The 24,053-nt window shown below is 72.6% G+C and carries 28 protein-coding genes and 2 tRNA genes; 13 read left to right on the top strand and 17 right to left on the bottom strand.

Annotated features, from left to right (window positions below):
- Positions 1-72: 72 nt before the first annotated feature.
- Positions 73-282 (top strand): DUF7979 domain-containing protein, encoded by a 210-nt coding sequence (locus tag U5911_RS07750; protein WP_336036399.1) that lies wholly within the window; start codon positions 73-75, stop codon positions 280-282.
- A gap of 54 nt (positions 283-336) precedes the next feature.
- Positions 337-756 carry a DUF7124 domain-containing protein gene (locus U5911_RS07745; RefSeq protein ID WP_336036398.1) on the top strand — a complete coding sequence of 140 codons (420 nt, stop codon included), beginning with the start codon at positions 337-339 and terminating at the stop codon, positions 754-756.
- Between the two features lie 13 nt (positions 757-769).
- Here the strand turns inward: U5911_RS07745 and U5911_RS07740 are convergent, their stop codons facing one another.
- Positions 770-1,264, bottom strand: coding sequence for a DUF5813 family protein (locus tag U5911_RS07740; protein WP_336036397.1), 495 nt, complete (start codon positions 1,262-1,264; stop codon positions 770-772).
- 94 nt (positions 1,265-1,358) lie between these two features.
- Here U5911_RS07740 and U5911_RS07735 point away from each other — a divergent pair, with 94 nt between their 5' ends.
- From U5911_RS07735 to U5911_RS07720, 4 genes are all read left to right on the top strand, one after another.
- On the top strand, positions 1,359-1,736 hold the full coding sequence (locus U5911_RS07735; RefSeq protein WP_336036396.1) for a CrcB family protein: 378 nt from the start codon (positions 1,359-1,361) through the stop codon (positions 1,734-1,736).
- Between the two features lie 19 nt (positions 1,737-1,755).
- Positions 1,756-2,115: a fluoride efflux transporter FluC gene (locus U5911_RS07730; protein ID WP_336036394.1), complete on the top strand. Its 360-nt coding sequence runs from the start codon at positions 1,756-1,758 to the stop codon at positions 2,113-2,115.
- 48 nt (positions 2,116-2,163) lie between these two features.
- On the top strand, positions 2,164-2,925 hold the full coding sequence (locus U5911_RS07725; RefSeq protein WP_336036392.1) for a geranylgeranylglyceryl/heptaprenylglyceryl phosphate synthase: 762 nt from the start codon (positions 2,164-2,166) through the stop codon (positions 2,923-2,925).
- 80 nt (positions 2,926-3,005) lie between these two features.
- Complete coding sequence (locus U5911_RS07720; protein ID WP_336036391.1) at positions 3,006-3,260, top strand: DUF8119 family protein; 255 nt, start codon at positions 3,006-3,008, stop codon at positions 3,258-3,260.
- On the opposite strand, the gene U5911_RS07715 is transcribed toward U5911_RS07720, so the two are convergent.
- The 6 genes from U5911_RS07715 to U5911_RS07690 form a co-directional block, all read right to left on the bottom strand.
- A complete protein-coding gene (locus U5911_RS07715) occupies positions 3,261-4,499 on the bottom strand; it encodes a hypothetical protein (RefSeq protein WP_336036390.1) in 1,239 nt (412 codons plus the stop codon).
- A gap of 109 nt (positions 4,500-4,608) precedes the next feature.
- Positions 4,609-4,691: transfer RNA gene (locus U5911_RS07710), tRNA-Leu, on the bottom strand.
- A gap of 46 nt (positions 4,692-4,737) precedes the next feature.
- Positions 4,738-5,079, bottom strand: coding sequence for a ferredoxin (locus tag U5911_RS07705; protein ID WP_336036389.1), 342 nt, complete (start codon positions 5,077-5,079; stop codon positions 4,738-4,740).
- A 105-nt stretch (positions 5,080-5,184) separates the two neighbouring features.
- Entirely contained in the window at positions 5,185-5,727 is a 543-nt protein-coding gene (locus tag U5911_RS07700; protein ID WP_336036388.1) for a peptidylprolyl isomerase, read from the bottom strand.
- Positions 5,728-5,796: 69 nt separating this feature from the next.
- The gene (locus U5911_RS07695; protein ID WP_336036387.1) at positions 5,797-6,642 is read right to left on the bottom strand and encodes a winged helix-turn-helix domain-containing protein; all 846 of its coding nucleotides are present in this window, start codon (positions 6,640-6,642) and stop codon (positions 5,797-5,799) included.
- Between the two features lie 77 nt (positions 6,643-6,719).
- Positions 6,720-7,778, bottom strand: coding sequence for an anthranilate phosphoribosyltransferase (locus U5911_RS07690; protein WP_336036386.1), 1,059 nt, complete (start codon positions 7,776-7,778; stop codon positions 6,720-6,722).
- Between the two features lie 200 nt (positions 7,779-7,978).
- Here U5911_RS07690 and ahbB point away from each other — a divergent pair, with 200 nt between their 5' ends.
- The gene (ahbB, locus tag U5911_RS07685) at positions 7,979-9,010 is read left to right on the top strand and encodes a siroheme decarboxylase subunit beta (RefSeq protein ID WP_336036385.1); all 1,032 of its coding nucleotides are present in this window, start codon (positions 7,979-7,981) and stop codon (positions 9,008-9,010) included.
- A 268-nt stretch (positions 9,011-9,278) separates the two neighbouring features.
- Here the strand turns inward: ahbB and U5911_RS07680 are convergent, their stop codons facing one another.
- Positions 9,279-9,545, bottom strand: coding sequence for a DUF8006 family protein (locus U5911_RS07680; RefSeq protein WP_336036384.1), 267 nt, complete (start codon positions 9,543-9,545; stop codon positions 9,279-9,281).
- 30 nt (positions 9,546-9,575) lie between these two features.
- The gene (locus U5911_RS07675) at positions 9,576-9,782 is read right to left on the bottom strand and encodes a DUF7996 family protein (RefSeq protein ID WP_336036383.1); all 207 of its coding nucleotides are present in this window, start codon (positions 9,780-9,782) and stop codon (positions 9,576-9,578) included.
- 380 nt (positions 9,783-10,162) lie between these two features.
- Here U5911_RS07675 and U5911_RS07670 point away from each other — a divergent pair, with 380 nt between their 5' ends.
- A complete protein-coding gene (locus U5911_RS07670; RefSeq protein WP_336036382.1) occupies positions 10,163-10,960 on the top strand; it encodes an aldo/keto reductase in 798 nt (265 codons plus the stop codon).
- 69 nt (positions 10,961-11,029) lie between these two features.
- Here the strand turns inward: U5911_RS07670 and U5911_RS07665 are convergent.
- Both U5911_RS07665 and U5911_RS07660 read right to left on the bottom strand, forming a co-directional pair.
- Positions 11,030-11,103: transfer RNA gene (locus tag U5911_RS07665), tRNA-Ile, on the bottom strand.
- Between the two features lie 59 nt (positions 11,104-11,162).
- Positions 11,163-11,738 (bottom strand): FxsA family protein, encoded by a 576-nt coding sequence (locus U5911_RS07660; RefSeq protein WP_336036381.1) that lies wholly within the window; start codon positions 11,736-11,738, stop codon positions 11,163-11,165.
- Between the two features lie 125 nt (positions 11,739-11,863).
- Here U5911_RS07660 and U5911_RS07655 point away from each other — a divergent pair, with 125 nt between their 5' ends.
- Together U5911_RS07655 and U5911_RS07650 are read left to right on the top strand one after the other, a co-directional pair.
- Positions 11,864-13,486 (top strand): DUF255 domain-containing protein, encoded by a 1,623-nt coding sequence (locus U5911_RS07655; protein WP_336036380.1) that lies wholly within the window; start codon positions 11,864-11,866, stop codon positions 13,484-13,486.
- Between the two features lie 248 nt (positions 13,487-13,734).
- Positions 13,735-14,535 (top strand): TrmB family transcriptional regulator, encoded by an 801-nt coding sequence (locus U5911_RS07650; protein WP_336036379.1) that lies wholly within the window; start codon positions 13,735-13,737, stop codon positions 14,533-14,535.
- Positions 14,536-14,694: 159 nt separating this feature from the next.
- Here the strand turns inward: U5911_RS07650 and mptA are convergent, their stop codons facing one another.
- Both mptA and U5911_RS07640 read right to left on the bottom strand, forming a co-directional pair.
- Positions 14,695-15,627 carry a GTP cyclohydrolase MptA gene (gene mptA, locus U5911_RS07645; protein WP_336036378.1) on the bottom strand — a complete coding sequence of 311 codons (933 nt, stop codon included), beginning with the start codon at positions 15,625-15,627 and terminating at the stop codon, positions 14,695-14,697.
- Positions 15,628-15,719: 92 nt separating this feature from the next.
- Positions 15,720-16,547, bottom strand: a complete 828-nt coding sequence (locus U5911_RS07640; protein ID WP_336036377.1) for an NAD(+)/NADH kinase — start codon at positions 16,545-16,547, stop codon at positions 15,720-15,722.
- 121 nt (positions 16,548-16,668) lie between these two features.
- Between U5911_RS07640 and U5911_RS07635 the strand changes: the two genes are divergently transcribed.
- Positions 16,669-17,928 carry a KaiC domain-containing protein gene (locus tag U5911_RS07635; RefSeq protein ID WP_336036375.1) on the top strand — a complete coding sequence of 420 codons (1,260 nt, stop codon included), beginning with the start codon at positions 16,669-16,671 and terminating at the stop codon, positions 17,926-17,928.
- A 298-nt stretch (positions 17,929-18,226) separates the two neighbouring features.
- Here the strand turns inward: U5911_RS07635 and U5911_RS07630 are convergent, their stop codons facing one another.
- From U5911_RS07630 to U5911_RS07620, 3 genes are all read right to left on the bottom strand, one after another.
- A complete protein-coding gene (locus tag U5911_RS07630; protein WP_336036374.1) occupies positions 18,227-18,784 on the bottom strand; it encodes a hypothetical protein in 558 nt (185 codons plus the stop codon).
- A 73-nt stretch (positions 18,785-18,857) separates the two neighbouring features.
- The gene (locus tag U5911_RS07625; protein WP_336036373.1) at positions 18,858-19,277 is read right to left on the bottom strand and encodes a universal stress protein; all 420 of its coding nucleotides are present in this window, start codon (positions 19,275-19,277) and stop codon (positions 18,858-18,860) included.
- A 73-nt stretch (positions 19,278-19,350) separates the two neighbouring features.
- Entirely contained in the window at positions 19,351-21,138 is a 1,788-nt protein-coding gene (locus U5911_RS07620; RefSeq protein WP_336036372.1) for an ATP-binding protein, read from the bottom strand.
- An 81-nt stretch (positions 21,139-21,219) separates the two neighbouring features.
- On the opposite strand from U5911_RS07620, the gene U5911_RS07615 reads away from it, so the two are divergent.
- Both U5911_RS07615 and U5911_RS07610 read left to right on the top strand, forming a co-directional pair.
- Positions 21,220-21,975: an inositol monophosphatase family protein gene (locus tag U5911_RS07615; RefSeq protein WP_336036370.1), complete on the top strand. Its 756-nt coding sequence runs from the start codon at positions 21,220-21,222 to the stop codon at positions 21,973-21,975.
- A 99-nt stretch (positions 21,976-22,074) separates the two neighbouring features.
- Positions 22,075-22,416 carry a DUF7113 family protein gene (locus U5911_RS07610; RefSeq protein ID WP_336036369.1) on the top strand — a complete coding sequence of 114 codons (342 nt, stop codon included), beginning with the start codon at positions 22,075-22,077 and terminating at the stop codon, positions 22,414-22,416.
- 15 nt (positions 22,417-22,431) lie between these two features.
- On the opposite strand, the gene U5911_RS07605 is transcribed toward U5911_RS07610, so the two are convergent.
- On the bottom strand, positions 22,432-24,051 hold the full coding sequence (locus U5911_RS07605; protein ID WP_336036368.1) for a hypothetical protein: 1,620 nt from the start codon (positions 24,049-24,051) through the stop codon (positions 22,432-22,434).
- Positions 24,052-24,053 lie beyond the last annotated feature (2 nt).

Genomic DNA, 24,053 nt, shown 5'->3' with positions numbered 1-24,053 from the left:
GATTGCGTCTACCACTAGTCTTATGCCGATTCGTGCGAATCGTTCGCACGGCACACGAGTGCCGGTGACCCGATGAACCAACTGCTCGAAGCGACCGAAGCCACACCGACCGCGGACCGCCGAGTCCGCGACTACGACGAACTCGACGACCGAGCACAGGCGGTCCTCCTCGACGCGGTCCACGACGGCGCCACGACCGTCACCGAGGACGCCGCCGACGCCTTCGACGAGGGCGAACTCGTCCGGTTCACCGGCTACTATCGCGTCACCATCGCGCAGTAGCGCCCGCGTACCGCGACCGAAGCCGTTTTTCCCGTCCGCCACCGAGACTCCCGCATGAGCCAATCCGGCGGGAGCACGGACATGACCCTCGCGTTCGAGCTGTCCGCGCTCCAGGAGCTCGCGAAACCCGGCACCGCGTTCGCCGGCGCACGCCAGTGGACGGAGTACGTCGGCGTCGTCTCCGACGAACCCACGTACGTCGTCACCAACTTCACCCGGAAGCGGCGCATCCGCCAGGACTTCTTCTCCGGGCCGAAGGGCCGCGAGGAGAGCCTCGAGTCCGTCAAGCGCCAGTTCGACACCGAGCGCCACGTCTTCGTCGGCACCAGCGAGGAGGACCGCCAGCTCGCAGAGGACGTCGGCTGGGAGTACCTCCCCCTCGAGGAGGCCGCCGCGAAGGCCGACTGGGACCTCGCCGCCGACCAGGACGACGACGAGACCGAAGAAGAGCCCGTCCGCGACGACTGGCCGTAGGCCGTCGCCCGTCCTACAGCGGCGTGCCGTCGGTGCGCTGGGCGTTCTGCGCGGCCTGCTCGCGCATCCCCTGGACCTTCTCGACGTAGTCGTAGCCCGGAACGACGCCCTCGAACCACGTGCCCTCGACGTAGTTGACGAGCGCGAGCGCGTCGTCGGCGGCCTTCCCCGTCCGCGGCGTGAGCACCAGTTCGACGGTGACGTCGCCGCGGTTGCGCTCGACGGCTGCGACCTCGACGTCCTCCGCGAGCGTGACCCCGTCGGCGTCGTGGACGCGGCGCTCGAACGTGTCGAACCAGCCGTCCTCGACGACGTCCGCGACGTCGTCGTTCGTCGCGGCGTCCAGCGTCGGCACCACGACCGTGATCTCGACTTCGGCCTCGTCGACGCGGACCGACGCCTCCCAGTCGTTGCTCGTGGGCGCGAACGCGTCCTCGACGCGGTCGGCTGCGTCGTCTACCCGCTCGAACCGCGCGTGGTCGGCGAACTCGGCTGCGAGCGCACTCATTGTCGTACCGGAGGCGTCGCTGGCAGTTGGGTGTTGCGCTCGGGACTCCGACGCGCGTAAGTACGAGTCGCGTCCAGTGCCAGCAACGACACCCATGGGGACCTGGAGGCGCGCACTGACCGTCGCGGCGCTCGTCGGCGTCGGCGGGTTCGCGGGCTCGGTGCTCCGGTACGCCGTCGCGCTGGTCGTGCCGGGGCTCGGCGGGACGCTCGCGGTGAACGCCGTCGGGTCGTTCGCGCTCGGCGCCCTCGTCTACGAGGCCGTCGGGTCGAGTGCGCTCGGCGACGGCGCGCGCACGCTGCTCGGCACCGGGTTCCTGTCGTCGCTGACGACGTACAGCACGTTCGCCGTCGAGACCGCATCGGTCGCGCCGCCGCTGATGGCTGCGAACGTCCTCGCGAACTACGCGCTCGGCTTCCTCGGCGTCGTCGCCGGCCGCGCGCTCGCCGTCCGGTACGGAGGCGGCGCGTGACCCGGCACGGAGGTGGCGCGTGGTAGCCTTCTCGCTGCCGGCGCCGCTGCTGGTCGGCCTCGGCGGCGCCGCCGGTGCGCTCCTCCGGCACGCCGTCTACGAGACCCTCGCGGTCGAGGGCTACCCGGCGGCCACGCTCGTCGTGAACGTCGCCGGGTCGTTCGCGCTCGCCGCGCTCGCGTTCGCCGGCGTCGGCGGCGACGCGGCGCTGCTGTTCGGCACCGGCGCCTGCGGCGCGTTCACGACGTTCTCGTCGTTCACCGTCGACGTCGTCGGCCTCGTCGAGAACGAGCGCTGGCGCGCCGCCGCGTTCCACGCCGCCGGGAACCTCCTCGGCGCGGGCCTCGCGGTCGCGCTCGCGTGGCTGGTGGTCGGGTGACCGGCCGCGGTCGGAGGACTCATTAGGTGCTCGCGGCGTGACGCTACCATGAACCTCGACTGGAGTGGGGTCGACCACGTCACGAAGGTCGACCCGGCGAAGCCGCTGCCCGGCGACCTGGACGTGGTCGCGCACACGGACCTCGTCGTCGTCGGCGGGTCCGACGGCGTCACGGAGGCGAACACCATCGACACCATCGAGCGCGTCGCCGACGCCGCGCCCGACCTCCCCGTGCTCCAGGAGCCGTACAGCGGCAGCCACGTCTCCGCGGCGACCGTCGACGCCGCGGACTACGTCGCCATCCCGGCCGTCTTCAACGGGGACCGCGCGAACTTCGTCGCGAAGCACGTCCAGTTCTTCGCCGAGGTCGGCCGGAAGCCGGCCGAACTGCTCGGCGCGGACATCCCCCTCCTGGGTGACGTCATCGCGTCCCGGGGACGCGAGGCCGTCGCGGACCTCGCCGAGAAGGTCCTCGCGGAGGGGTACGTCGTCCAGAACGTCGACTCGAAGGCCGCCGCCGAGTCCGGCGTCGACCGCGCGTTCAGCGCCGACGAGGTCGCGGGCGCCGCGCTCGCCACGGAGTCCTTCTACGACTTCCCCGTCTTCTACGTCGAGTACTCGGGCACGTACGGCGGCCCCGAGGACGTCGAGGCGGCCGCGACGTACCTCGCCGACACCGCGCTCCTCTACGGCGGCGGCATCGAGAGCCGCGACCAGACCGCGGAGGTCCTCGACGCCGGCGCGGACGCCGTCGTGGTCGGCGACTGCTTCCACGACGACCCCGACCGGTTCCTCGACACCATCCCCTGACGCCGTCGACCTCCTCGCGCCGCACCCGCGGGTCGCGTGCCACCGGACGGTTCATGTCGCGGTGTCGCGTACGCGCGGACGTGCCAGACCGACCGGCCGTCGACTCGCGGACGCGGCGACTGCTCGCGTACCTCCGCCACAACCGCGACCAGCTGGTCGTCGACGTCGCCATCCTGTTCGCGTGGACGGTCGGCTCGGCGGCGGTGTTCCAGTGGCTCGGCCTCCCCCAGTGGCTGTACTACCTCGTGCTGTTCGTCGGCGTCGCGGTCTACAGCAACGTCACGCCGAACTGGGAGCGACCGTACCGGCCGCCGGAGCGCGAGGACCGGCGCTGACTACACCGGCAGCGGCGTGTGCTGCAGCAGCGGCGCGCCCGACGCGACGAGCCACAGGAGGACGCCGACCCGGACGTGGCTCGTGCCCGCCGGGCGCTCGCGCTCGACGCGCGTCGCGCCCACAGCGACGAGACCGACGGCGACGGCGAGCGCGCTCCGGTGGACGAGCACGTGCAGCGGGACCTGGGTCACGCCGAGGGCCGAGTAGTCGACGAGGACCGCGGCGAGGAACCCCAGCGCGCCGGCCGCGAACGCCCGGACGCGGTCGAGCCGCCGCGAGAGCGCGTACGCGGTCACGGGCAGCCCCACGAACAGCACGGGGTAGAGCGCGAACGCCAGCGCCTTCGGCGGCACGTCGAGCGTGCCCTCCAGCCAGACGGCGGTTACGCGGAACGTCCGGAACAGCGCGACCAGGCTGACCGCGGTCAGGACCGCGTTCGCGTCGCCGGAGGACGCGCGCTCGCGGAGCCACCGCCGGACGCCGCCGGCGCGCGCGCCCACCGCGGCGACCACGGCGAACAGCGCGACGGACGGCACCGGTCGCTCCCGGAGGTTGACGACCGTCAGCCACTCCTCGAACCCGTCGTCGGGGCCCTGGGACATCGGCACGCGCTGGATCTCGGGCGTCCACGGCGAGCCCGCGAACTCGCGTTCGACGTACGACTGGGTCTCGGTGGTGCTCGTCACGACGTGCTTCCCGAAGAACCAGTCCCAGTGCTCGTGGTGGGCCTGCATCGCCGTCCACCCGTCCTCGTCGGGGGCGGTGTACGCCCTGACGTGGTGTCGGCTCCCGAGGTACGTGCCGTCGTGGACCTGGTAGGCCTCGGCGAGCCAGCGGCCGCGCTGCGCGTCGGCGAGGTAGACGTACCGCTGGGCGCCCGTCGCGGTCTCCCACGGCGCCGCCCGGGCCTGCGCGGCCGCCTCCTCGCTGACCGCCGCGTCCTGCTCGTCGGCCGCCGTCTCGTTCCAGTTCCCCGTCCCCTCGAGGAGGTACCGGCGGACCGCGTCGGCGTCCCCGTAGACGACGACGTTCAGCGAGAGCGTCGGCGAGGAGAACGTCCGGCCGGTGCTCGTGTACAGCCAGAGCTCGCGGTCCTCCTCGGGCAGCGGAATCGACTCCACGCGCTCTGGCCGCTCGGGCTCCTGGGCGTCCGCCACGGCGATGGACCCGGCCGTCCCGACCGCGAGCACCGCGACCAGCACCAGGACCGCCACCGTCGGACGGAGTTCCACGGCCATCTCCCGTCCGTACGCGACCGAACACCATTACTGTCCGGGCCCGTACAGGTATCGCCTCGTCCACGAGACGACCGCTCGCATCGCTTCCCGCGTCCGTTCGCGGGACGAGTGCGAGAGGTGGGATTCGAACCCACGTACCCCTACGGGAGCGGGTCTTAAGCCCGCCGCCTTTGGCCGCTCGGCCACCCTCGCACGTCGGAGTGCGCGCGCCGGGGAGAAGTCGGTTACGGTCGCCGGGCTACCAGTCGACGGACACCGTGCCGTCGCCGTGGGGGTCGGGCGCGAGCTCCTCGTTCGTGCGGCGGTCGACGACGTGGATGCAGCCGTCGCCCTTCTTCGCTGGGCAGGCCTCGGCGGCGGCGACGTTGTGCTCGAGGTCGTCCTCGCCGAAGAAGTACGTCCGGGGCTGGGCCATGCCGGATTCGATGTCCATCTCCCAGTTGTCCGAGACCTCCGCGCACTTCCCCGCGCCGAAGCACCTGTTCGCCTCGAAGAGGAGCTTGTAGGGCTTCTCCTCGACCGGCGGTGCGTCCGTCTCGCCAATCTGGCTCGGGTCGACGGCCCCCTCGGAGTCGCTCATCGCGTAGACGTTGGCGCCGACGCGCTTTGAACTGTCGGTCGGCGGCGCCCCCTGCCGGCCGCCGCGCGGGCGGGACGAGTGCGGGCGACGAGAGGGCGGGCGGCGTCAGTCGTGGATCTCGACGGACTCGAGGCGGACCTCTCGGGTCGGCTGGTCGTTGGCGTCGGTCTCGACGCTGCCGATGGCCTCGACGACGTCCATGCCGTCCGTGACCTCGCCGAAGACCGCGTGGCGGTCGTCGAGGTGCGGCTGGGCGTCCAGCGTGACGAAGAACTGGCTGCCGTTCGTGTCCGGGCCGGAGTTCGCCATCGAGAGGACGCCGGGGCCGTCGTGGCGGAGGTCCTCGTGGAACTCGTCGTCGAACTGGTAGCCGGGGCCGCCGCGGCCGGTCCCCGTGGGGTCGCCGCCCTGGATCATGAAGCCCTCGATGACGCGGTGGAACGGGACGTCCGCGTAGAGCGCGTCGCCGCGGACCTCGCCGGTCTCCGGGTCCTCCCAGGTGTTGGTGTCCGGCGCGGGCTCGGCGTCCGCGGCGGGGTCGTGGGTCGCGAGCCCGACGAAGTTCTGGACGGTCGTCGGCACCTTCTCGTCGTACAGTTCGACGTCGATGTCGCCCTCGGTCGTGTGGAGGGTCGCCTTGATCGCCATACCGGAGTGGAGGCCGTCGCGCCGGATAACGCTACCTACTCGCGGCGAGGCGGCCGCCGGTCGGAGCCGTCACGGCTCCGGCGCGTCGACGACGTTCGCGCTGTCGTCGAGCACGAACTCGAGGTCGCCGTCCGGGCCGGCGTCGACGGCGACGCGGACGGGGTCCTCGGCGGCGAGGTCGGCGGCGCCGGGCACGCTGCAGTCCAGCGTCCAGAACGGCCGCTCGCGGACGTCGACGCCCGCGTCGCGGTACGCGGCGACGAGCGCCGGGTGGTCGAGGACGAGCATCCCGGGCGGGACGCCGAGGTTGTGGCCGCAGCGCCCGCAGGCCGGGAGGTAGAAGAAGTCGATCGGCGCCTCGTCCGGGAGGTCGCGTTCCAGCGACCACGTCATCTCGCCGTGGCAGAGCGGACAGGCGCCGCGGCGCGCGAGCGCGACGTCGCCGCGGAGCTTCGCGTCGAAGGCGTCGACGGCGCCCTCGAGGCCGTGCTCCTCGACTGCGGCGGGCGGCACGGCGTCGGCGAACCCGTGGCCGTTCCCGCAGGAGACCGTGAGTCGGCCGCGCTCGTAGGACGCCGCGAGCGGGTCCCCGCAGCGGCCGCAGTGGTCGTCCAGCTCGACGGGGTCGCGTTCGGGCGGGTCGTCGAACTCGCCGCCGAGGACGGAGCCGGCGGCGCGCACGCCGACCGCGGACAGCCGGTAGCCGCCGCCGTCGGCCTCGGTGACGAAGTGGCCGCGGAGCTTCCCGAGGTGGTAGTTGAAGCGGCCGGAGTCGGTCGCGCCGACCCGCCGCCGCAACTCGGAGAACGACAGCGCGGGGTCGACGGGGTCCTCGCGGCGGGCGTCGGCGAGCGCGCGGAGGATGGCGGCGCGCGTCTCGTCGGCGAGCAGGTCGAAGCCGTCTCCCCCGGTCATACCCGCCACGATTCGGTCAATCCACTAATGTATTGCCGTCGGGCCGCGAGCGCGGCCGGGCCGCGCCGGGCTGCCGGTCAGAACGAGCAGACGTCCGCGAGCACGCTCTCGGCGCGACCGCTCGCGATGGCGTCCGCCGCCTCCTCGACGCCCTCGTGGAGGCTGTCGACGTCCTCGCGGGCGTACATGCGGAGCGCGGCGTTCAGCTTCACGGCGTCCGCGAAGGGGCCGCTGCGCTCGCCGGCGAGGACGTCCGCGGTGACGTCCGCGGAGTCGGCGGCGACGTCGTCGACCTCGAGGTCCTCGCTCGTGACGTCCATCTCGAAGTCCTCGGTCTCGATGGTGAAGTCCGCGAGGTCGGCGCCCTCGCTCCACTCCGCGACCGTCGTCGACCCGGGGCGGACGTCGTCGTAGCCCTCCATCCCCTGGAACATGAGCACGCGGTCGAAGCCGCTGCGCTCGCTGGCCCGGACGGTCTCGACGACCTTCTTCGCGAACGCGAGGTGGTAGAACGACCCGAGGTGGACGTCGGCGTTCGCGGGGTTCGCGAGCGTCTCGACGGTGTTCACGAACGTCCGAACGCCCATCTTGTCCCGCCGGTCCCAGAGGGCGTCGACGACCGGGTTGAACGCCGGCTGGTAGTAGAACCCGAACCCGGTCTCGTCGACCATCGCGGCGGACTCCTCGGGGTCGAGGTCCGTCCGGACGCCGAGCTCGTCGAGGACGTGCTTGTACGCGTCCTGTTTCTGCGTGGGGACGCGGTCACCGGAGTGCACCACCACCGGCGTCCCGGCCGCGGCGGCGACGACGCCCGCCGCGACGCCGAGAATGGCGGTGTCGCCCTTGCCGTCGTAGTTCGCGCCGCAGTCCACGGGGTCGACGCTCGGCTCGGCGGCGACGACGCTCTCCTCGCGCATCACGTCGACGTACGCGCCGAGCTCCTCGCCGTTGTTGCGCTTCCAGCGGTTCGCCAGCCAGAACGCCCCCAGGGTCGTCTGGTCGGGCGTCAACTCGAGGATGCGCCGGAAGGCCTCCGCCGCCTGCTCGCGGGTCATGTCCTCGGCGGACTTCGGCCCGGAGCCGACGACCTCCGTCATCAGACGCTGCAGCGGCCACTCGCCGAAGGCGTCGCTCATGAGTGCGGCTATGTGACCGCACCCGCGTAAATCCACCCGATTCTCCCGCGGTGCTGGAACGCACTCGGGCCTCCCGCGCGCCCGGAGTGCACCCCGCCCGGTCCTCCCGCCCGACCGGGCGCACAGAGCGGCGAGCGACGCCGGGACCGCCCGGCACCGAACCGGTAAACAGTAGCCGACGCAGTCCGTAGGCGCGACCGATGGCCGCTGCCGACTGGCGCGAGCGGATCGACGACACCGACGCCCGCCTCATCGACGACTACCAGAGCGGCTTCCCCGTCCGCGAACGCCCCTTCGCGGCGGTCGCCGACGACCTCGGGACGACCGAACGGGACGCCCTCGAGCGCGTCCGGCGGCTCCGCGACGAGGGCGTGTTCAGGCGGTTCGGCGCCGTCCTCAACCCGCCGGTCGTCGGGTCGTCGACGCTGGCCGCGGTGAGCGCGCCCGAGGCCCGCTTCGAGGCGGTCGCCGAGACTATCAACGGCTACCGGCAGGTGAACCACAACTACCGGCGCGCCCACGAGTGGAACATGTGGTTCGTCGTCACCGCGGCGAGCCGCGAGAAGCGCGACGCCATCCTCGCCGACATCGAGCGCGAGACCGGCTGCGAGGTCCTGAACCTGCCGATGCTCACGGACTACTACATCGACCTGGAGTTCCCGGTCGTCAACTCGGACCGGTTCGCCCGGGAGTCCCTGGACAGCACGGCGGTGTCAGCGACCCGTATCAGCGAGGACGCGACCGGCGACCTGTCGCGGCTGGAGGCGGACCTCCTGCTCGCCGTCCAGGACGGCTTCCCGCTGTCCGCGACGCCGTACCGGGACGTCGCCGACGCCGTCGGCGCGAGCGTCGACGACGTCCTCGACGCCGTCGACCGCCTGCTCGCGGCCGGCTGCATCAAGCGCGTCGGCTGCGTCGTCAACCACGTCGTCACCGGCTTCGACGCGAACTGCATGGTCGTCTGGGACGTCCCCGACGACGAACTCGACGACCGCGGCGTCGCGGTCGGCGAGCTGCCGTACGTGACCCTCTGTTACCACCGGCCGCGCCGCCCCGACCAGGACTGGCCGTACAACCTCTTCACGATGATCCACGGCCGCGAGAGCGACGCCGTCGACGAGAAGATCGACGAGCTCGCCGCCGACCACCTGCCGTTCGCCCACGAGCGGCTGTACAGCGAGGAGACGCTCAAGCAGACGGGCGCGCGCTACGACGACCTCGTCGGCGAGTGAGCGGCGCGTCCGTCGTCGAACGAGTGATGCGTCCGTCGTCGAACGAGTGATGCGTCCGTCGTCGAACGAGTGATGCGTCCGTCGTCGAACGAGCGATGCGTCCGTCGTCGAACGAGCGGCGCGGCGACGAGTCGCGCGAAGACGGCGAGTGCACGACGGGCCGGCGAGCGAGTGCCGAGAACGCTGGACGGAGACAGAGAGTGAGGCGCAGACGAACGGGGAGAGGCGACGGGGCGGCGTTCGACCGCGAGTCGGGGGCGCGTCGGTCTTACTCGCGGGCGGTCGTGTAGAGGATGGGCGCGACGACGAGCAGGGCGATGCCGAGGAAGCGGAACGTGAACGGGTCCGAGCCGAGCTCGGAGCCCGGCGTCACGAGGAACAGCAGTCCGAACAGGAGCGCGTTCGCGGAGACGATCTTCCGGGAGCCGAGGGGGATCGACCCGACGACGGACAGCGCGAACAGCGCCAGGAGCGCGTGCCCGACGTGGTATTGCGCGATGAAGTCGTCGATGAGCGGCAGCGGAGTGAACGCCATTGTCGGCTGGATTTGGCCGCGAAATCCCCTTTAAGGTTCCGTTCCGCCCTCCGGCCCGGTGAGGTCCATGGGCCGGATCCAGCCGTACCACACGACCAGCACCATCGACGCGTACCCGACCGCCCACACGACGGCGCCGGCGGTGGGCGCGCCGGCGGCGTCCAGCGCGTAGTTCGCGACGCCCGGCACCACGACGCCCGCTGCGATGACCAGTCCGAGTGCGACGCGGTCGTCCATACGGGGCGTTCGTGCTCGGGGCGCGTCAATGCCCCGGTTCCGGGCGGCGGCCCGGGCGCTGTCGTCCCGAGATCGTCCGCTTCGAGCGTGGTCGTCCCGGGGCTGGTCGCGTCGAGGAGCCGAAGGAGCGGGGGGCGCAACGACGGCGCGCGGCCGAGGGGCAGTGCGGCGCGCGCCGCACGCCGGCACGCCAGGGGTGGGGACCGGCGGAGCACCGGTAGCGTGGTGCCCGCCCGTTCGTTCCGGCGGTACGGTACTTAATCCAGCGCGCAGTCGCAGCGCGTGCAAAACCCCTCGGGTCAGTGCTCGGGACCTGTCGGCTCCGTTACGGAAACGAGCTCCCGCGAGCGCTTTTGTGACCGCCGCCGCTACCGAACGCCATGACCCCCGACAACGTCCCCGCCGTCGGGTTCGGCACGTACCGGCTCGACCCGGCCACCTGCGAGGACGCCGTCGCGACCGCGCTCGACGCCGGCTACCGGCACGTCGACACCGCCGAGATGTACGACAACGAGGCCGCCGTCGGCGACGCGGTCGCCGCGAGCAGCGTCGACCGCGAGGCCGTCTTCGTCGCCACCAAACTCCACTCCGAGCACCTCGCGTACGACGACGCCGTCGCGCACGCCGAGGCCTGCCGGGACCGCCTCGGCCTCGACGCCATCGACCTCCTCTACGTCCACTGGCCCATCAACACCTACGACCCCGAGGAGACGCTCGCGGCCCTCGACGACCTCCACGACCGCGGACTCGCGCGCCACGTCGGCGTCTCGAACTTCACGCCCGCACTCCTCGCGGACGCCATCGACCGCCTCGACGCGCCACTGCACGCCCACCAGGTCGAGTGTCACCCCCTCCTGCCCCAGGCGGAGCTGCGCGCGATGGCGCGCGACCACGACCACGCGCTCGTCGCGTACTCGCCGCTCGCGAAGGGCCGCGTCTTCGACGTCCCCGAGCTCCGGGCCGTCGCCGACAAACACGACGCCACGCCCGCGCAGGTGTCGCTGGCGTGGCTGCTCTCGAAGGGCGTCGCCGTCGTCCCGCGGTCCTCGAATCCGGCCCACGTCCGCGAGAACTACGCCGCCCGCGACCTCGACCTCGACGCCGGGGACGTCGCCCGCGTCGACGCCATCGACCGCAGGGAGCGCCAGGTCGACTTCCCCGGCGCACCCTGGAACTGACCGCGGGACGCCCCGAGCAGTCCCACCACAGGAGTCACTGGAGGGGCGAGTCGACGTGAGAAATCGGAGTGGGTCAGTCCGGATTTGAACCGGAAGCCTCCACCTTATCAGAGTGGCGCTCTACCTAGTTGAGCTACTGACCCGACGCACTCCACCGTTCGCCGCTGGCACAATTAAGGGTTTCCTTTCTACAGCACCGGGGTCACCGGCGGTCCTCGTCGTCGTCGAACTCGACGTCGTAGGCGTCCTCGTCGAGGTCGATTGTGTCGTCGTCGGACTGCCGGTCGAAGCCGCCGTCGGCGGGGTCAAACCCGCCGCCGAACGGACCGCCGTTCCCGTCCCCGTCCCGGTCGCTGGGGAAGCCGAACGTGTAGACGTTGCCGGTGGCGAAGCCGCCGGTCTGCCGGTCGAGGCGCGGGACGATGACCCACTCCCTGACGGCGTACCGGAAGGGGGCGCGCGTGAGCGGGAACACGAGCAGGAACCCGAGGGCGTCCGTCAGGAGGCCGGGCGTGAGGAGGAACGCGCCGGCGGCGATGAGCAGGCCGCCGTCGACGAGCTCGTCCGTGGGCGGTTCGCCCGCCGCGAGCGACCGCTGGATGCGCCGGATCGTGTGGCGGCCCTCCGCGCGCACGAACAGCGTGCCGAGCAACGCGGTGAGCACGACGAGCGCGACGGTGACCTGCCAGCCGAGTCGCCCCGCGACGAACACCAGGAAGACGGCGTCCGCGAGCGGGACGACCAGCAGCGCGAGGAACAGCCACCGGAGTCGGGGCATACGCCGGGGTAGCCGGCGGCGCCTGATAGCCTTTCTGTTCGGGTGGACCGGGCGTCGCCGTCGCGGCCGCCGCGGCGGGCCGCCGGTGTCGAAACGGTTTCCCGGGTTCGACGCCGAGCGGACGTATGAGCGAGGCCGCGGATCCGACGCGCGTGGCGTGGCGCGACTGGGGGCAGGCGGCGTTCGACGAGGCCCGCGAGCGCGACGTGCCGGTGCTCGTCGCGCTGGTGGCGTCGTGGAGCGACTGGTGCCGGCAGATGGACGAGCGGACGTACGCGGAGCCCCGCGTCGCGGCGAACGTCAACGACGACTTCGTGCCGGTGCGCGTGGACGCGGACCGGCACCCGCGCGTCCGCGAGCGGTACAACATGGGCGGGTTCCCGTCGACGGTGTTCGTCACGCCGTCGGGCGACCACGTCGCGGGCGCGACGTTCCTCGAACCGGAGGGGTTCCGGCAGGTCCTCGAGCGCGTGCGGGAGACGTGGGACGAGCGCGGCGAGGACGCGGGGAGCGTGCCGCGCGCGCTCCGGGGCGGCGAGCCGCCGGCGGCCGCGGTGTCGCCGGACGTCGAGCGGCTGCTCGCGGGCCAGCTCGCCGAGCAGTACGACGAGGAGTACGCGGGCTGGGGGGAAAGCGAGAAGTTCCCGCTGCCCGAGACGGTGGCGTTCGCGCTGAAGCGCGAGCGCGACCAGGCGCTGCGGACGCTGGACGCCGTCCGCCGGAACCTCGCGGATGACGTCGACGGCGGGTTCTTCCGGTTCGCGCACGGCCGCGACTGGTCGGACGTCCAGCGCGAGAAGGTGCTCGCGGAGAACGCGAGCCTGCTGCGGGCGTTCGCGTCGGCGTACCTCCACACGGGCAGCGAGGACTACCGGGAGCCGGCCGAGCGCGTCATCGAGTACGCGACGGGGACGCTGTGGGCGGGCGAGGCGTTCGGCGGCAGTCAGGCGGCGGGCGAGTACTTCGACGCGCCGGCCGGCGAGCGCGCGAGCCAATCGGAGCCGCCGGTGGACGAGACGGCGTACGCGGACGTGAACGCGCTCACCGCGGACGCGCTGCTGCGGTTCGCGGCGTACACGGACGACGAGACGGCGACGCGGTACGCCGAGCGCACGCTCGCCTACCTCGAGGACGCGCTCGTCGACGGCGGCGACGTCCGGCACTTCGACGGCGAGGACGCGCCCGGGGGCTTGCTCGCGGACCGCGCTCGCGTCGTGCGTGCGTTCGCGACCGCCGCGCAGGTCCTGGGCGGCGAGTACGTCGAGACCGCGCGCGCGGTCGCGGACGCCGCGATCGACGACCTCCAGGACGCGACCGGCGCGTTCCGGGACGGCCCCCCGGAGGGGGCCGGCCTCCTGGACGAACCGCTGCGGCCCATCGACGACGCCGCCGTGATGGCAGACGCGCTCGTCGACCTCCACTACCTCACGGGGGAGCCGCGTTACCACGACGCCGCCGCGGACGCCGTCGGCGCGTTCGCGGGCGCGGCCGACCGCATGGGCGTGCAGGTCGCGGCGTACGGCACCGCGGCGGCGCGCGTGGTCGGCGACCCCCTGGTGGTCGAGGTCGCCGACGAAGCCGGCAGCGACCTCCACCGCGCCGCGCTCCGGCTGGCCGACCACGAGAAGGTCGTCGTGCCCGAGGCGGACGGCGACTCCGGGACGGCGTGGGTCCTCACCGCGGACGGCGCCACCGAGGCGGTGGACTCGCCGCAGGCGCTCGCCGACCTCGTCGCCAGGACCCAATAGCGCTCGGTAGCCCTCCGGGGGCGACCGTACCACTCGGAATCGGGATTCAAGGTCCCGGCCGCCGTCCTCGTCGTCGATGGCAGTTCCAGACACCGACGACCCGTTCGACGTCGCGGCGCTGCTCGGCGACCGGCCCTACGTGACGCGCGCTCCCCGCCCGCCGACCGCGACGGCGCGCCCCAGTCCGACGCCGGCAGCGAATAAACCGTCGGAGCGTTTTTGGAAGCGGCGCACCAAGCCGCGACGAGATGGCTGACTTGAGGGACCTCGGGCTCTCGGAGTACGAAGCGAACGCCTACCGCTCGCTGCTGCGGACCGGGCCGGCAACCGCCAAGGAGTTGTCCGAGGCCTCCGGCGTCCCGATGGGCCGCATCTACGACGTCCTCGGGAGCATCGAGTCACAGCACCTCGTCCGCAGCCAGACCGCCAGCCGGCCGAAGAAGTACGTCGCCGTCGAACCCGACACCGCGCTGGACCGACTGCTGGCGGACCGCAAGCGCGAGCTCCGCGAGAAGGCCGACCAGTACGAGGCCGTCGTCGACGAGCTCGCGGACGACCTCCAGACGCCCGCCCAGCCCGACGAGGGGTTCTGGACGGCCGCGCTCGGCCCCGGGGAGTCCGTCGACCTCCTCCTGGAGCGCGTCGACGCCGCCGACGACTCGGTGCGGCTGCTCGCCGGGTTCGCGTCCACGAGCTTCGACGTCGACGACACCACCAGCCGCGTCGTCGACCACCTCGAGGACGCCCTCGACCGCGACGTCGCCGTCTCGGTGCTCATCTCCCGGGACCTCGCCGCGAACCTCCCGGACGTGGTCAACGAGCGGTACGTCGACGTGCTCGCCGAACACCCGAACTACGAGGTCCGCATCGGGCAGACCGTCGAGGGCAACGTCACCATCGTCGACGACGCCGAGGTCTGCCTGGACGTCTCGAACCCCGTCGACCCCGACGAGTCGTTCGCGATGATCGACCTCCACGACGCCGCGTTCGCCGCGGACGTCACCGCCGTCTTCGAGGACACGTGGGCGGACGCCGCGACCCTCGACTAGAGGACGCAGGGACGCCGCGACCCTCGACTAGACGACTCCCGACCGCCCCGACGCCCGACCGCCCCGACGCCCGACCGCCCCGACGCCCGACCGCCCCGACGCCCGACCGCCCCGACGCCCGACCGCCCCGACTCCCGAGAGGGTGGCGCTCTCGCAGGCTCAGTCGCCGTTCACTTCCCCGCGCAGCGTCCCGAACTCCGCGACGCGCTCGGCGTGGGCGTTGTGCTGGTGGATGGACTCGTCGTTGGACTGCTTCATCGTCACGACCGCGTCGTCGTCGAGGTGGTCGAACTCGTCGACGACGCCCTCCGCCATCGACCGCACGCAGTCCTCGACGAACTTCGCGTTCGCGTGCGCCGCGTACGTCATCGCGTCCTCGTCCGGGCGCTTCGCGAGGTTGTAGATGCGCGCGCTCATCGCGTCCCGCGCGACGTCCACGACGTCCAGCAGGTCGACGTCGGGGTCGCCGGTGGTCTCGATCGTGAGCGTCGCGTGGCCGCGCTGGCTGTGGCCGGCCTGGGGCACCGCCTCGAGGAACTCCCGGACCTCGCGCTCGCCGACGCCGAGCTCCGCGAGCTTCTCGCTGGCGCGCTGGCTCATCATCTGCTGGCTGCACGGACACACCGTCATGCCGGTGACGTGCGCGCCGATCTCCTCGCGCGTCGGCTCGCCCTCTCTCGCGGTGGCGGCGGCGACGATGTCGACGGTGCCCTGGGTCGGCCGGCCGCTGGCCGGCGTCTCGTCCTGCACGACGAACTCCGCCTCCATCTCGACGGTCGCCGTCGTCGTGTAGTCGTGTTTCTCCAGGAGGCGCTCGGCCGTCTCCCCGCACATCTCCTCGACGCGGTAGACGGGTTCGGCGACGGCGTCCTCGAGGGTCTCGTCGATGACCTCCATGTTCCGGCTCATGTCGATGCCCTTCCGGCCCTGCGGGAGGTCGACGTACACCTCGAACTCCGCCATCAGCACGATGGGGCGCTTGTCCTCGCGGGCGAGCTTCACGAGCTTCTCGACGCCCGTCACGCCGACCTGGCTCAGGCCGACCGCGACCTCGGGCTCGGACGCCTGGACGTCCGGCAACTGCTTGCTCATTGCCACGACGTTGGGCTGGAAGCTCACTAACCCTTTCCGTTCCGGCGACCGCCTCTCGTTGTGCCCCGGTCCGCGCCGGCGGCGACAGCGGCCTACTCGAGTTTGTTCAGGGCCTGGAAGAAGTCGGCGTCCGGGCCGGCGACCCGCGCCGGCTCGTCCGCCGCCTCGACGCGCACCACCTCGGGCGTCTCCACGCGCTGCTGGCTGGCGCCGTCGCTGGAGACGGTGACGTACTCCGGGCCGTCGACGCGGACCGTGACCACGCTGTCCAGCGGCGTCAGCAGCGGCGGCAGCGCTTCGCTCGCGCACATGCCGTTCACGACGAACGCGTCGACGCCCGGCTGGACGAGCGGGCCGTCCTCGCTGAGGTTGTACGCCGTGCTGCCGGTCGAGGACGCGACGAGCACGCCGTCGGCGTGCGTCGCCTCGTACAGCGACCCGTCCACGCGGACCTCCACGTCGACGCCGTGGCCGTGGCCGCGCTGCTCGCCCTGGATGGTGACCTCGTTGAGCGCGGGCGTCAGCGACCACTCGCGCTCGCCGGACGCCGCGACCCGGGGGACCTCGCGGTGGCGGACGGCGCCGGTCTCCCGGTAGCGGTCGACCTCGCGGCGCACCGCCGTGACCGCGTCCTCGGGCGCGACCGCGTTCAGGAACCCGACCTCGCCGAGGTTCACCCCGAGCACGGGCGTCGACCCGGCGCCGCGCGCCGCGAACAGGAACGTGCCGTCGCCGCCGATGCTCACCACCAGGTCGCAGGCGTCGAACGTCCCGACCTCGCGGCCGTCCTCCCCGAGGGCGTCCGCCGTCTCGGCGTCCAGCCACGCGGTCGTGCCCTCCGCGACCAGCATCTCCCGGACGTCGGCAGCGAGGTACGCGGCGCGCGCGTTCCCGCGCTGTGCGACGATTCCAACGCGCATACGTCCACTCCGCGTCCGGGGTTTGAAAAACCCGCGGGCGGCGGAAACTACTTTTCGCTGTGCCACGACGCCCCTGGCATGGAGGCGACGGCGTCGGACGCCGCGGGACGGGGGCGACAGCGTGGCTGACGACGAGGGCGACGAGGACTGGTTCGAGCGCGCGTTCGAGGAGGGGACCGCCGACGGCGAGGCGGCCGAGGAGCGCGCCGACTCGGACGACGGACACGACGACGCGGACGACGAGCGCGCCGACTCGGACGACGGACACGACGACGCGGAGGGAGAGCACAACGAGGGACCGGGGCAGGCGGACGACACCGACCCGGCGCAGGCAGACGACGCCGACCCGGAGCGAGCGCGCGACGAACGGGGCGGTGAACCGGCGAGCGAGTCGCCACCGGACGGCGAGCAGCCGTCCACGCGCGGGTCGACGCCGCAGTCGGACCGGCGGTCGGGCGGACAGCCGGACGAGGACGAGTTCGCCGCCGCGTTCGGCGGTGGTGGTCCGGAGCGCGAGGAAGGCGAGGACCTCTTCGAGGACGACTTCGCGGACGCCTTCGGTGGCGGCGGCCAGGGCGGGATGGACGCGGCGGGCGGCGGCGGAGACTTCGGGTTCGACCTGGACGCCGACGTCGGCGCTGGCGCCCCCGGCGGGTTCGAGGCCGACGAGGACTACGAGAGCGACATCCCGCGCATCGACTTCGGCATCGAGGGCCTCGACGAGATGATCCAGGGCGGCGTCCCCGAGCGGTCGCTGATCGTCGCCATCGGCGAGGCCGGCACAGGGAAGACGACGTTCGGCCTCCAGTTCCTCCACGAGGCCCTCGAGAACGGCGAGCGAGCCGTGTTCATCACGCTCGAGGAGTCCCGGCAGCGCGTCGTACAGAGCGCCACCGAGAAGGGCTGGGCGTTCGACCGGCACACCGAGGAGGGGGACCTCGCGGTCGTCGACATCGACCCCATCGAGATGGCGAACTCGCTGACGAGCATCCGGAACGAGCTCCCGCGGCTGGTCGAGGAGTTCGGCGCCAGCCGCCTCGTCCTCGACTCCGTGTCGCTGCTGGAGATGATGTACGACGACCAGTCGACGCGCCGCACCGAGATCTACGACTTCACGAAGTCGCTGAAGGAGGCCGGCGTCACCACGATGGTCACCAGCGAGGCCAGCGAGGACAACTCCTTCGCGTCCCGGTACGGCGTCATCGAGTACCTCACGGACGCCGTCGTGGTCCTGCGGTACATCCGGCCCGAGGACTTCCGGGAGACCCGCCTCGCCGTCGAGATCCAGAAGATCCGGGACGCCAACCACTCCCGGGAGACCAAGCCCTACGAGATCACCCACCAGGGCATCTCGGTCTACCGGCAGGCGAACATCTTCTGAGGGCCGTCCCGCGCTGCGCGCCGGCCTCGCCAGCGCTCGGCAAAGCCGCCACGAGAGGCAGGCTCGTTCGAGGGACGGTCGAGGATTCCCGTGACGACGAGCGGCCCGCAGCGCGGTCCGACGCGTTCCCGTGCGCCCGCGGCGCGTAGATTCAAGTACCGTCGCGGGACCAACCCGGCGCGTGACGTGACGACCGGCGCAGGCCGGCCGAGGCGGGAGCGCGGCGCACCGGCCTGCGAGCGACGCGCGCCGCCTGTCCGCCAGACCACCTGCCTCCCCGTGCGGGACCGCGGTGGCGTCACGCGTCGCTTCCGGGGAGCCGCCAGCAGTCCTCGTCGATCAGGCGGTTCGCCGCGACGCCGCGCCGCTGGCGGACGACGCGGTCGGCCGCTAGCACGTACCGCGCGCGGTGCTCGGTCGCGTCCTGTGGCTGTTCGGTCTGCGTGCCGTCGCCGGCGTCCGTCGCGACCTCGACGTCCACCTCGACGACGTAGCTGCCGTCCGCCGCCTCGGCGCGCGTCACCTGCAGGGACGCGACGCCGGTGGCGCGGTCGTCGGTGACGGGCACGTACGCGCGCTCGAACTCGCTGGCGTACGACTCCGCGCGGTCGACGCCCCACTCGTCCGGTGCGTCGGGCAGGCCGTCCACGTCCGGCAGGGAGCGGCAGTCAGCCGGGCGCTGGCTCGTCGTCTCGGCGGTCGGCTCCCGACTCGTCTCCGTGGTCGGTGACTGTTCGCCGGTCGGCGGGCTGGTCGTCTCGGTCCCGTCCGCGGTCTCGTCGCCACTGGTGCAGCCTGCAGTGGCGACGGCGCCCGCGGTGAGCAGGGACGCCAGCACGTCGCGCCTGGAGGGCATACGGTGGCCTTCCGGACGCCGCGTGAAGTGTTTTCTGCCGGACAGTACGTGCGGGGCGTTCGCCGCCGGCGAGCTACCGCACGATGGTGACCGGCACGGGCGACCGCCGAACGACGCTCTCGGCGACGCTGCCGAGGAGGATGCGGGAGACCCCGGACCGGCCGTGGCTCCCCATCACGATGTGGTTGATGTCGTGTTCGTCGGCGTAGTCGACGATCGTGCGGCTCGGCCGCCCCACCTCGGTCACGGTGTCGAGGTCGTGGTCGCCGGCGAGCTCCTGGGCCTCCTCGAAGAGGTCGTCGGCGGCCGCCTGGGCCTGCTCGAACCACTCCTCGGAGTACCCCGGGACCGTCGCCTGCGCCGTGTACCCCGCCTCGATGGGGTCGATGACGTTGATTGCGGTGATGTCGGCGTCCTTGAAGTGCTCGAGGGCGTACTCGAGGGCGTCGCGTGACTGCTGGGAGCCGTCGATGGGGACGAGAATCTTGGCCATAGTTCGCCTGGTGGTTCGCCGTCGTCGGGAAAAAGTCTGGGGGTGGTTCCCGCGCGCTGGCGGCCAGCGACGGTCAGTCGCGGCCGTGCCGCGTCAGGCACGTCGGCAGGCCCTGGATCTCGACGGGCTCGGAGTTGTCCGGCGAGTAGACGACCATCTGGCCCTTCTCCATGTAGGGGACCTTCGACTGGAGGTTCGAGGGGATGTTCACCGCCTGGATGGCGTCCTCGTCGCCGAGGTTCAACACGACCGTCGTGTTCACCTGCTTGAACACGGGGTCGGCGACGTCCTGGGGGTCCTGCGTGACGAGGAACAGGCCGAGGCGCTCCTTGCGGCCCTGCTTGGCGGCCTCCGTGAACTTCCCGACGACCTTCGACGCCTGCACGCTGTCGGCGTCCGCGAGGAAGTTGTGCGCCTCGTCCATCCCCACGAGGAGCGGCGTCTCCTTGATGGCGTCGTACCGGGGGTCGTTCGAGAGCTTCTGGTCGACGAGGAGGCTGGACACCGCGAGCACCACGGTCTCCGCGGCGCGCGAGTTGCTGATGTGGTAGGTCGGCACGACGGAGAGGCGGCCGGGCCGCACGAACCGGCGGTCCGCGACGAGGTCCGTGATGGCGCGGGCGTCCTGGTCGAAGAGGCCGGACGGCATGTTGGTGACGCGGCGCAACACCGCCGCGTAGGTGGCCTCGTGGACGCGCCCGCTCTCGTCGAGTTCCTCCTTCAGCGCGGGGTCGTCGAGGAACCCGCAGAACTCCTCGTAGGTGCCGCCGCCGCCGTACTGCCGGAAGAACCGGTCGAGCAGGAGCGTGAGCGCGCCGTACTGGTTGTCGTTGAGGCCGCTGGAGGCGACCAGCCAGGGGTTCGAGCGCACCATCGAGAACGGCACCGTGAACTCGACGCGCTCGGCGCGGTGGTGGTCGGCCTCGTAGGACGCCGACCCGACCTTCGGGACGAACGCGACGGTGTCGTCGTGGCCGCCGTGGGCCAGCCCCTGGGTCTCCCAGGCGCGCTCGTCGGCGGCGTCCGCGTCGGGGTTGTCGTCGTGCATCTGCGCGTACTCGTCCTGGGGGTCGAACTGGACGACGGCGAGGCGGCGTTCGGCGCCGCCCGCGTCCACGGGGTAGCGGCGTTCCTCGTGGAGGTACTGGCGGAGGACGTTCTTCGCCGTGTGGGTCTTCCCGGAGCCGGTGCCGCCGGCGACCAGGGTGTGCCGGAACACCAGGGGGTCGCCGGCCTCGTAGTCGTCCTCGACGCGGTAGTCGATGGTCGGCGGCTCCGCGGCCGTCCGGACCTTCTCGCCGCCGACGGAGAGGTGACCGAGGAAGACGCCGTCCTCGGGGATCTTGAGGCCGGTCTTGATCTCGGTGGCGTCGTCGGCCGCCCGGACGACCGTCTCGGGCTTGGGGACGCGGTCGGGCATGCGGCGTTTGAGGTCGCCACCGTCGGAGTAAAGCACCGCTACGGGTTCGAGGTCCGCGAGGAACTTGTAGTCCTGTTCGTCGACGCCGTCGCTGCGCATCGCGCGGCGCGCGTGGATCTCCGTGGCGTCGTCGCTCTGGAACGCCTGCACGTACTCGAGGCCGGTGATCTTGCAGAACAGTTTCTCGCCGCCGGGGTAGGGCGCGACGAGGTACGTGCCGAGCCGGACCGCCGAGCGGTTGCCGGCGGTGACGTACGCCTTCAGTTCGGTCTCGCGGCCGTCCTCGTGGATGCGCAGGCCCTCGGAGACGGCGAGCGCGCCGAGGCCGTCGTCGCTGCCGGTGTCCGCGAGGTCGGGGCGGTCGAAGTCGTCTGCGTCCGCGTCGACGCCGTCGTCTCCGTCGTCGCGGCCGTGGTCGGCGAAGTCCCCGAGGTCGCTCATGGGCGTTCGGTGACGGGCCGCGCACTAACCGCTTTCCCTCGGACCGTAACGCCTTACACGCTGGTCGCGAGTCGTCCGGTGATGCTCTCCGCAGTCGAGAACACGGCGGTCCGCGCGTGTCTCGCGGGCGGACGGCACCTCCGCGAGCGGTTCGGCGGCGAGGTCGACGCGGAGTTCAGCCGCCACGACGTGAAGGCGGCCGCCGACCGCGCGAGCGAGCGGCGGATGCTGGACGTGATCCGGGCCGCCCACCCCGACCACGCGGTGTACGCCGAGGAGTCCGGGGACGTGTCGGAGGGCGGCGACTACCAGTGGGTGGTCGACCCGCTGGACGGCACGAACAACTTCGTGTCCGGGCTGCCGTCGTTCGCCACCGCCGCGGCCGTCCTGGACGACGACGGGCCGGTCGTGGGCTGCGTGTACGTCCCCGTGAGCGACGACCTCTACGTGGCGCGCCGCGGCGAGGGCGTCCGGCACGACGGCGCGTCCGTGGCCGCGGCGGCCGACGTGCCGACCGCGAAGGCGACCGTCGGGTTCGTCGTCGGGCACGACGTGAAACTCGACGGCCGGCTGGACGACGCCGCGGCGATGCAGGCGGCGCTCGCGGACGAGGCGAAGCGCGTCGTCGAGTCGTGGTCGCCGTGCGTGCACTGGGGCGCGCTCGCTCGCGGCCGCCTGGACGGCATGGTGTGTTTCCACCCGGACGACGAGGAACAGCACGTCGGCGAGCTGTTCGCGGCGGAGGCGGGCGCGGCCGTCGCGCGTCCCGGCGACGGCCTGTACGTCGCGGCGACCACCGGCGGCCTCCGCGACGACCTCGTGGCCGCGGTCCGGTAGGTCCCGCACCGGGCCGACGGCCGCCGACCGGCCGTTCAGTCCTCCGAGCGCGTGGGAGGTGTCCGCGGGCTTATGTTCACGGGCGCCGTACGCTGAGACATGTTGCTGGTGCGCGGTTCGGCCGGGGGGACGACGCTGACGGGGACGCTCTACGAGCGGGGCGAGGAGCCGCCGTCGTTCAAGGGGGCGCCCGACGAGGCCGCGCCGTACGTCTGGGTCTGCGACGAGTTCTACGCCGTCGAGAGCGGCGGCAGCGTCCAGGAGGTCGCCGGCGAGGACGTCAACGTCGCGTTCGAGACGCCGATGCCGCGCGGGTTCGACACGCGCGAGCAGGCCCTTGCGGCCGCGGAGGAGCACGTCCGCACGCAGTTCGCGCGCATCGGCGTCGACCCGGGGGACGTCGTCGTCGAGATCGTGCCCGAGCACGAGGCGGAGGCCTGACCGCGCGGCCGGCGTTCAGCGCCCGCCGTCGACGGTGTAGTCGTCGAACGCGCGGACGGCCGCCCGCACGGAGAGCGCGGCGGCGAGGCCGGTGAGCGCGACGCCGGCGGCGAGCGCGCCGACGCGGACGGCCGCCGCGGAGACGCCGGCGGCGTCGGCGAGCAGTTCGGCGGCGCCGGGCGGCTGTGCGCCGGTGGCGACGCCCGCCGCGAGCAGGAACGCGAGCGTGTAGACGGCGAACGCCCACAGCGACGGGACGACGACCTCGCGGTTCCGGCTGACGCTGGTGGCGTCGTACTTCGGGAACGCGGTGCCGACGCCGGCCGCGACGCCCGCCGCCAGCACCGGGAGGACGGCCGCGGCGACGGCCGTGCAGGCGACGGCGACCGGCCCCATCGGGCTGAGCGCGGCGAGGGCGAGCGTCGCGGCGAACGTCAGCGGCGCGCCGGCGAGCGCGCCCGCGGCGACGAGGCCGCCGACGAACTCGCGGCCGGAGACGCCGGTGGTGGCGGTGACGGGGAGGACGACGCCCTCGTCACCGAGGGGGTTGAGGGTGAACGCGGCGCCGGTCATCCACGCGCCGTATAGCGCAACCGACGCCGGGAGGAGGCTGGTGACGCGGCCGGCCTCGACGCTCGCCTGGACGGGCGTCACGAGCAGGAACGCCGGGTAGACGACGTAGACGAGCTTGACGGGGGCGCGGCGGGCGCGCAGCCAGGACTTCCGCGCGACCCACGCGGTCCGCCGGCCGACCACGCGGTCGAGGCGGCCGCCCGCGACGGAGGCGGTCTCGCCGGCGCCGGTGTGGGCGGACTCGCCGTACCAGCGGCGTTCGGACGCGCGGACGCTCGCGAGCACGCCGAGGACGCCGACGGCGACGGAGCCGACGACGGCGCCCGCGGCGGCGAGCGGTCGCGCCGAGTCCAGCACCGGCAGCAGCGCGAGGTCCGCGTACCACGCGATGGGTGACGCCTCCGCCGCCTCGACGACGGGCCCGAACACGTCGCCGAGCGTGCCGGTGACGATGAGGCCGAAGTACGCGAGGAACGCGGCCGTGCCGAGCAGGGCCTTGTACCGCGCGACGAACGCGGAGCGGCTCGCGAGGTCGGCGACGGTGACACCGACCGGGTAGCCGACGAGGAAGGCGGTGGCCGTCGCGAGGAACGCGGCGAGCGCGGCGAGCGGGAACGCCAGCGGCGCGCCGGCGCCGTACGCGAGCGCGGCCGCGGCGACGAGCAGCGGGACCGCGAAGTAGCCGACGACGCGCACGTAGCCCGCCAGCAGCAGGCCGCCGACGACGTCCCGCGCGGGGACGGTGGTGAGGTAGCCGTCCCGGGCGTCGATGTCGCCGAGCTGGACCGCGGTGAGGTACGCGGCCATGAACAGCGTGAACGTCGCGACGCCGGCCGGGACGAGGCCGACGAGGTCGGCGAGGTCGCCGGGGTCGCCGGCGAGCGTCCGGCCGGCGAGGTACGCGCCGAACGCGGCGGCCGCGGAGAACGCGACGGCGAACAGCGCCGCGGCGGCGACGGCGGCGAGCTGGACGCGGCTCTTCGAGCGGACCTTCCGCCAGCCGACGCGGAGTTCGTTGCGGGCGATGTTGGTCGCGTGGTTCGCGTCCGGGAGCCGCGGCATCG

This window comes from Halobacterium yunchengense (genome assembly GCF_037031165.1).
Lineage (GTDB): Archaea > Halobacteriota > Halobacteria > Halobacteriales > Halobacteriaceae > Halobacterium > Halobacterium yunchengense.
Note: the sequence above shows the minus strand (reverse complement) of the source record. Positions and strands in the feature narration are given on the sequence as shown.

Coding starts and splice junctions, on each gene's coding strand:
- U5911_RS07660 (WP_336036381.1), bottom strand. CDS start 11,738: ATGCCCCGACTCCGGTGGCTGTTCCTCGCGCTGCTGGTCGTCCCGCTC.
- U5911_RS07675 (WP_336036383.1), bottom strand. CDS start 9,782: ATGGACGACCGCGTCGCACTCGGACTGGTCATCGCAGCGGGCGTCGTG.
- U5911_RS07740 (WP_336036397.1), bottom strand. CDS start 1,264: ATGAGTGCGCTCGCAGCCGAGTTCGCCGACCACGCGCGGTTCGAGCGG.
- U5911_RS07680 (WP_336036384.1), bottom strand. CDS start 9,545: ATGGCGTTCACTCCGCTGCCGCTCATCGACGACTTCATCGCGCAATAC.
- U5911_RS07655 (WP_336036380.1), top strand. CDS start 11,864: ATGAGCGAGGCCGCGGATCCGACGCGCGTGGCGTGGCGCGACTGGGGG.
- U5911_RS07630 (WP_336036374.1), bottom strand. CDS start 18,784: ATGCCCTCCAGGCGCGACGTGCTGGCGTCCCTGCTCACCGCGGGCGCC.
- U5911_RS07615 (WP_336036370.1), top strand. CDS start 21,220: ATGCTCTCCGCAGTCGAGAACACGGCGGTCCGCGCGTGTCTCGCGGGC.
- U5911_RS07705 (WP_336036389.1), bottom strand. CDS start 5,079: ATGAGCGACTCCGAGGGGGCCGTCGACCCGAGCCAGATTGGCGAGACG.
- U5911_RS07610 (WP_336036369.1), top strand. CDS start 22,075: ATGTTGCTGGTGCGCGGTTCGGCCGGGGGGACGACGCTGACGGGGACG.
- ahbB (WP_336036385.1), top strand. CDS start 7,979: ATGGCCGCTGCCGACTGGCGCGAGCGGATCGACGACACCGACGCCCGC.
- U5911_RS07695 (WP_336036387.1), bottom strand. CDS start 6,642: ATGACCGGGGGAGACGGCTTCGACCTGCTCGCCGACGAGACGCGCGCC.
- U5911_RS07690 (WP_336036386.1), bottom strand. CDS start 7,778: ATGAGCGACGCCTTCGGCGAGTGGCCGCTGCAGCGTCTGATGACGGAG.
- U5911_RS07750 (WP_336036399.1), top strand. CDS start 73: ATGAACCAACTGCTCGAAGCGACCGAAGCCACACCGACCGCGGACCGC.
- U5911_RS07620 (WP_336036372.1), bottom strand. CDS start 21,138: ATGAGCGACCTCGGGGACTTCGCCGACCACGGCCGCGACGACGGAGAC.
- U5911_RS07715 (WP_336036390.1), bottom strand. CDS start 4,499: ATGGCCGTGGAACTCCGTCCGACGGTGGCGGTCCTGGTGCTGGTCGCG.
- U5911_RS07670 (WP_336036382.1), top strand. CDS start 10,163: ATGACCCCCGACAACGTCCCCGCCGTCGGGTTCGGCACGTACCGGCTC.
- U5911_RS07625 (WP_336036373.1), bottom strand. CDS start 19,277: ATGGCCAAGATTCTCGTCCCCATCGACGGCTCCCAGCAGTCACGCGAC.
- U5911_RS07650 (WP_336036379.1), top strand. CDS start 13,735: ATGGCTGACTTGAGGGACCTCGGGCTCTCGGAGTACGAAGCGAACGCC.
- U5911_RS07640 (WP_336036377.1), bottom strand. CDS start 16,547: ATGCGCGTTGGAATCGTCGCACAGCGCGGGAACGCGCGCGCCGCGTAC.
- U5911_RS07735 (WP_336036396.1), top strand. CDS start 1,359: ATGGGGACCTGGAGGCGCGCACTGACCGTCGCGGCGCTCGTCGGCGTC.
- U5911_RS07700 (WP_336036388.1), bottom strand. CDS start 5,727: ATGGCGATCAAGGCGACCCTCCACACGACCGAGGGCGACATCGACGTC.
- U5911_RS07745 (WP_336036398.1), top strand. CDS start 337: ATGAGCCAATCCGGCGGGAGCACGGACATGACCCTCGCGTTCGAGCTG.
- mptA (WP_336036378.1), bottom strand. CDS start 15,627: ATGAGCAAGCAGTTGCCGGACGTCCAGGCGTCCGAGCCCGAGGTCGCG.
- U5911_RS07605 (WP_336036368.1), bottom strand. CDS start 24,051: ATGCCGCGGCTCCCGGACGCGAACCACGCGACCAACATCGCCCGCAAC.
- U5911_RS07725 (WP_336036392.1), top strand. CDS start 2,164: ATGAACCTCGACTGGAGTGGGGTCGACCACGTCACGAAGGTCGACCCG.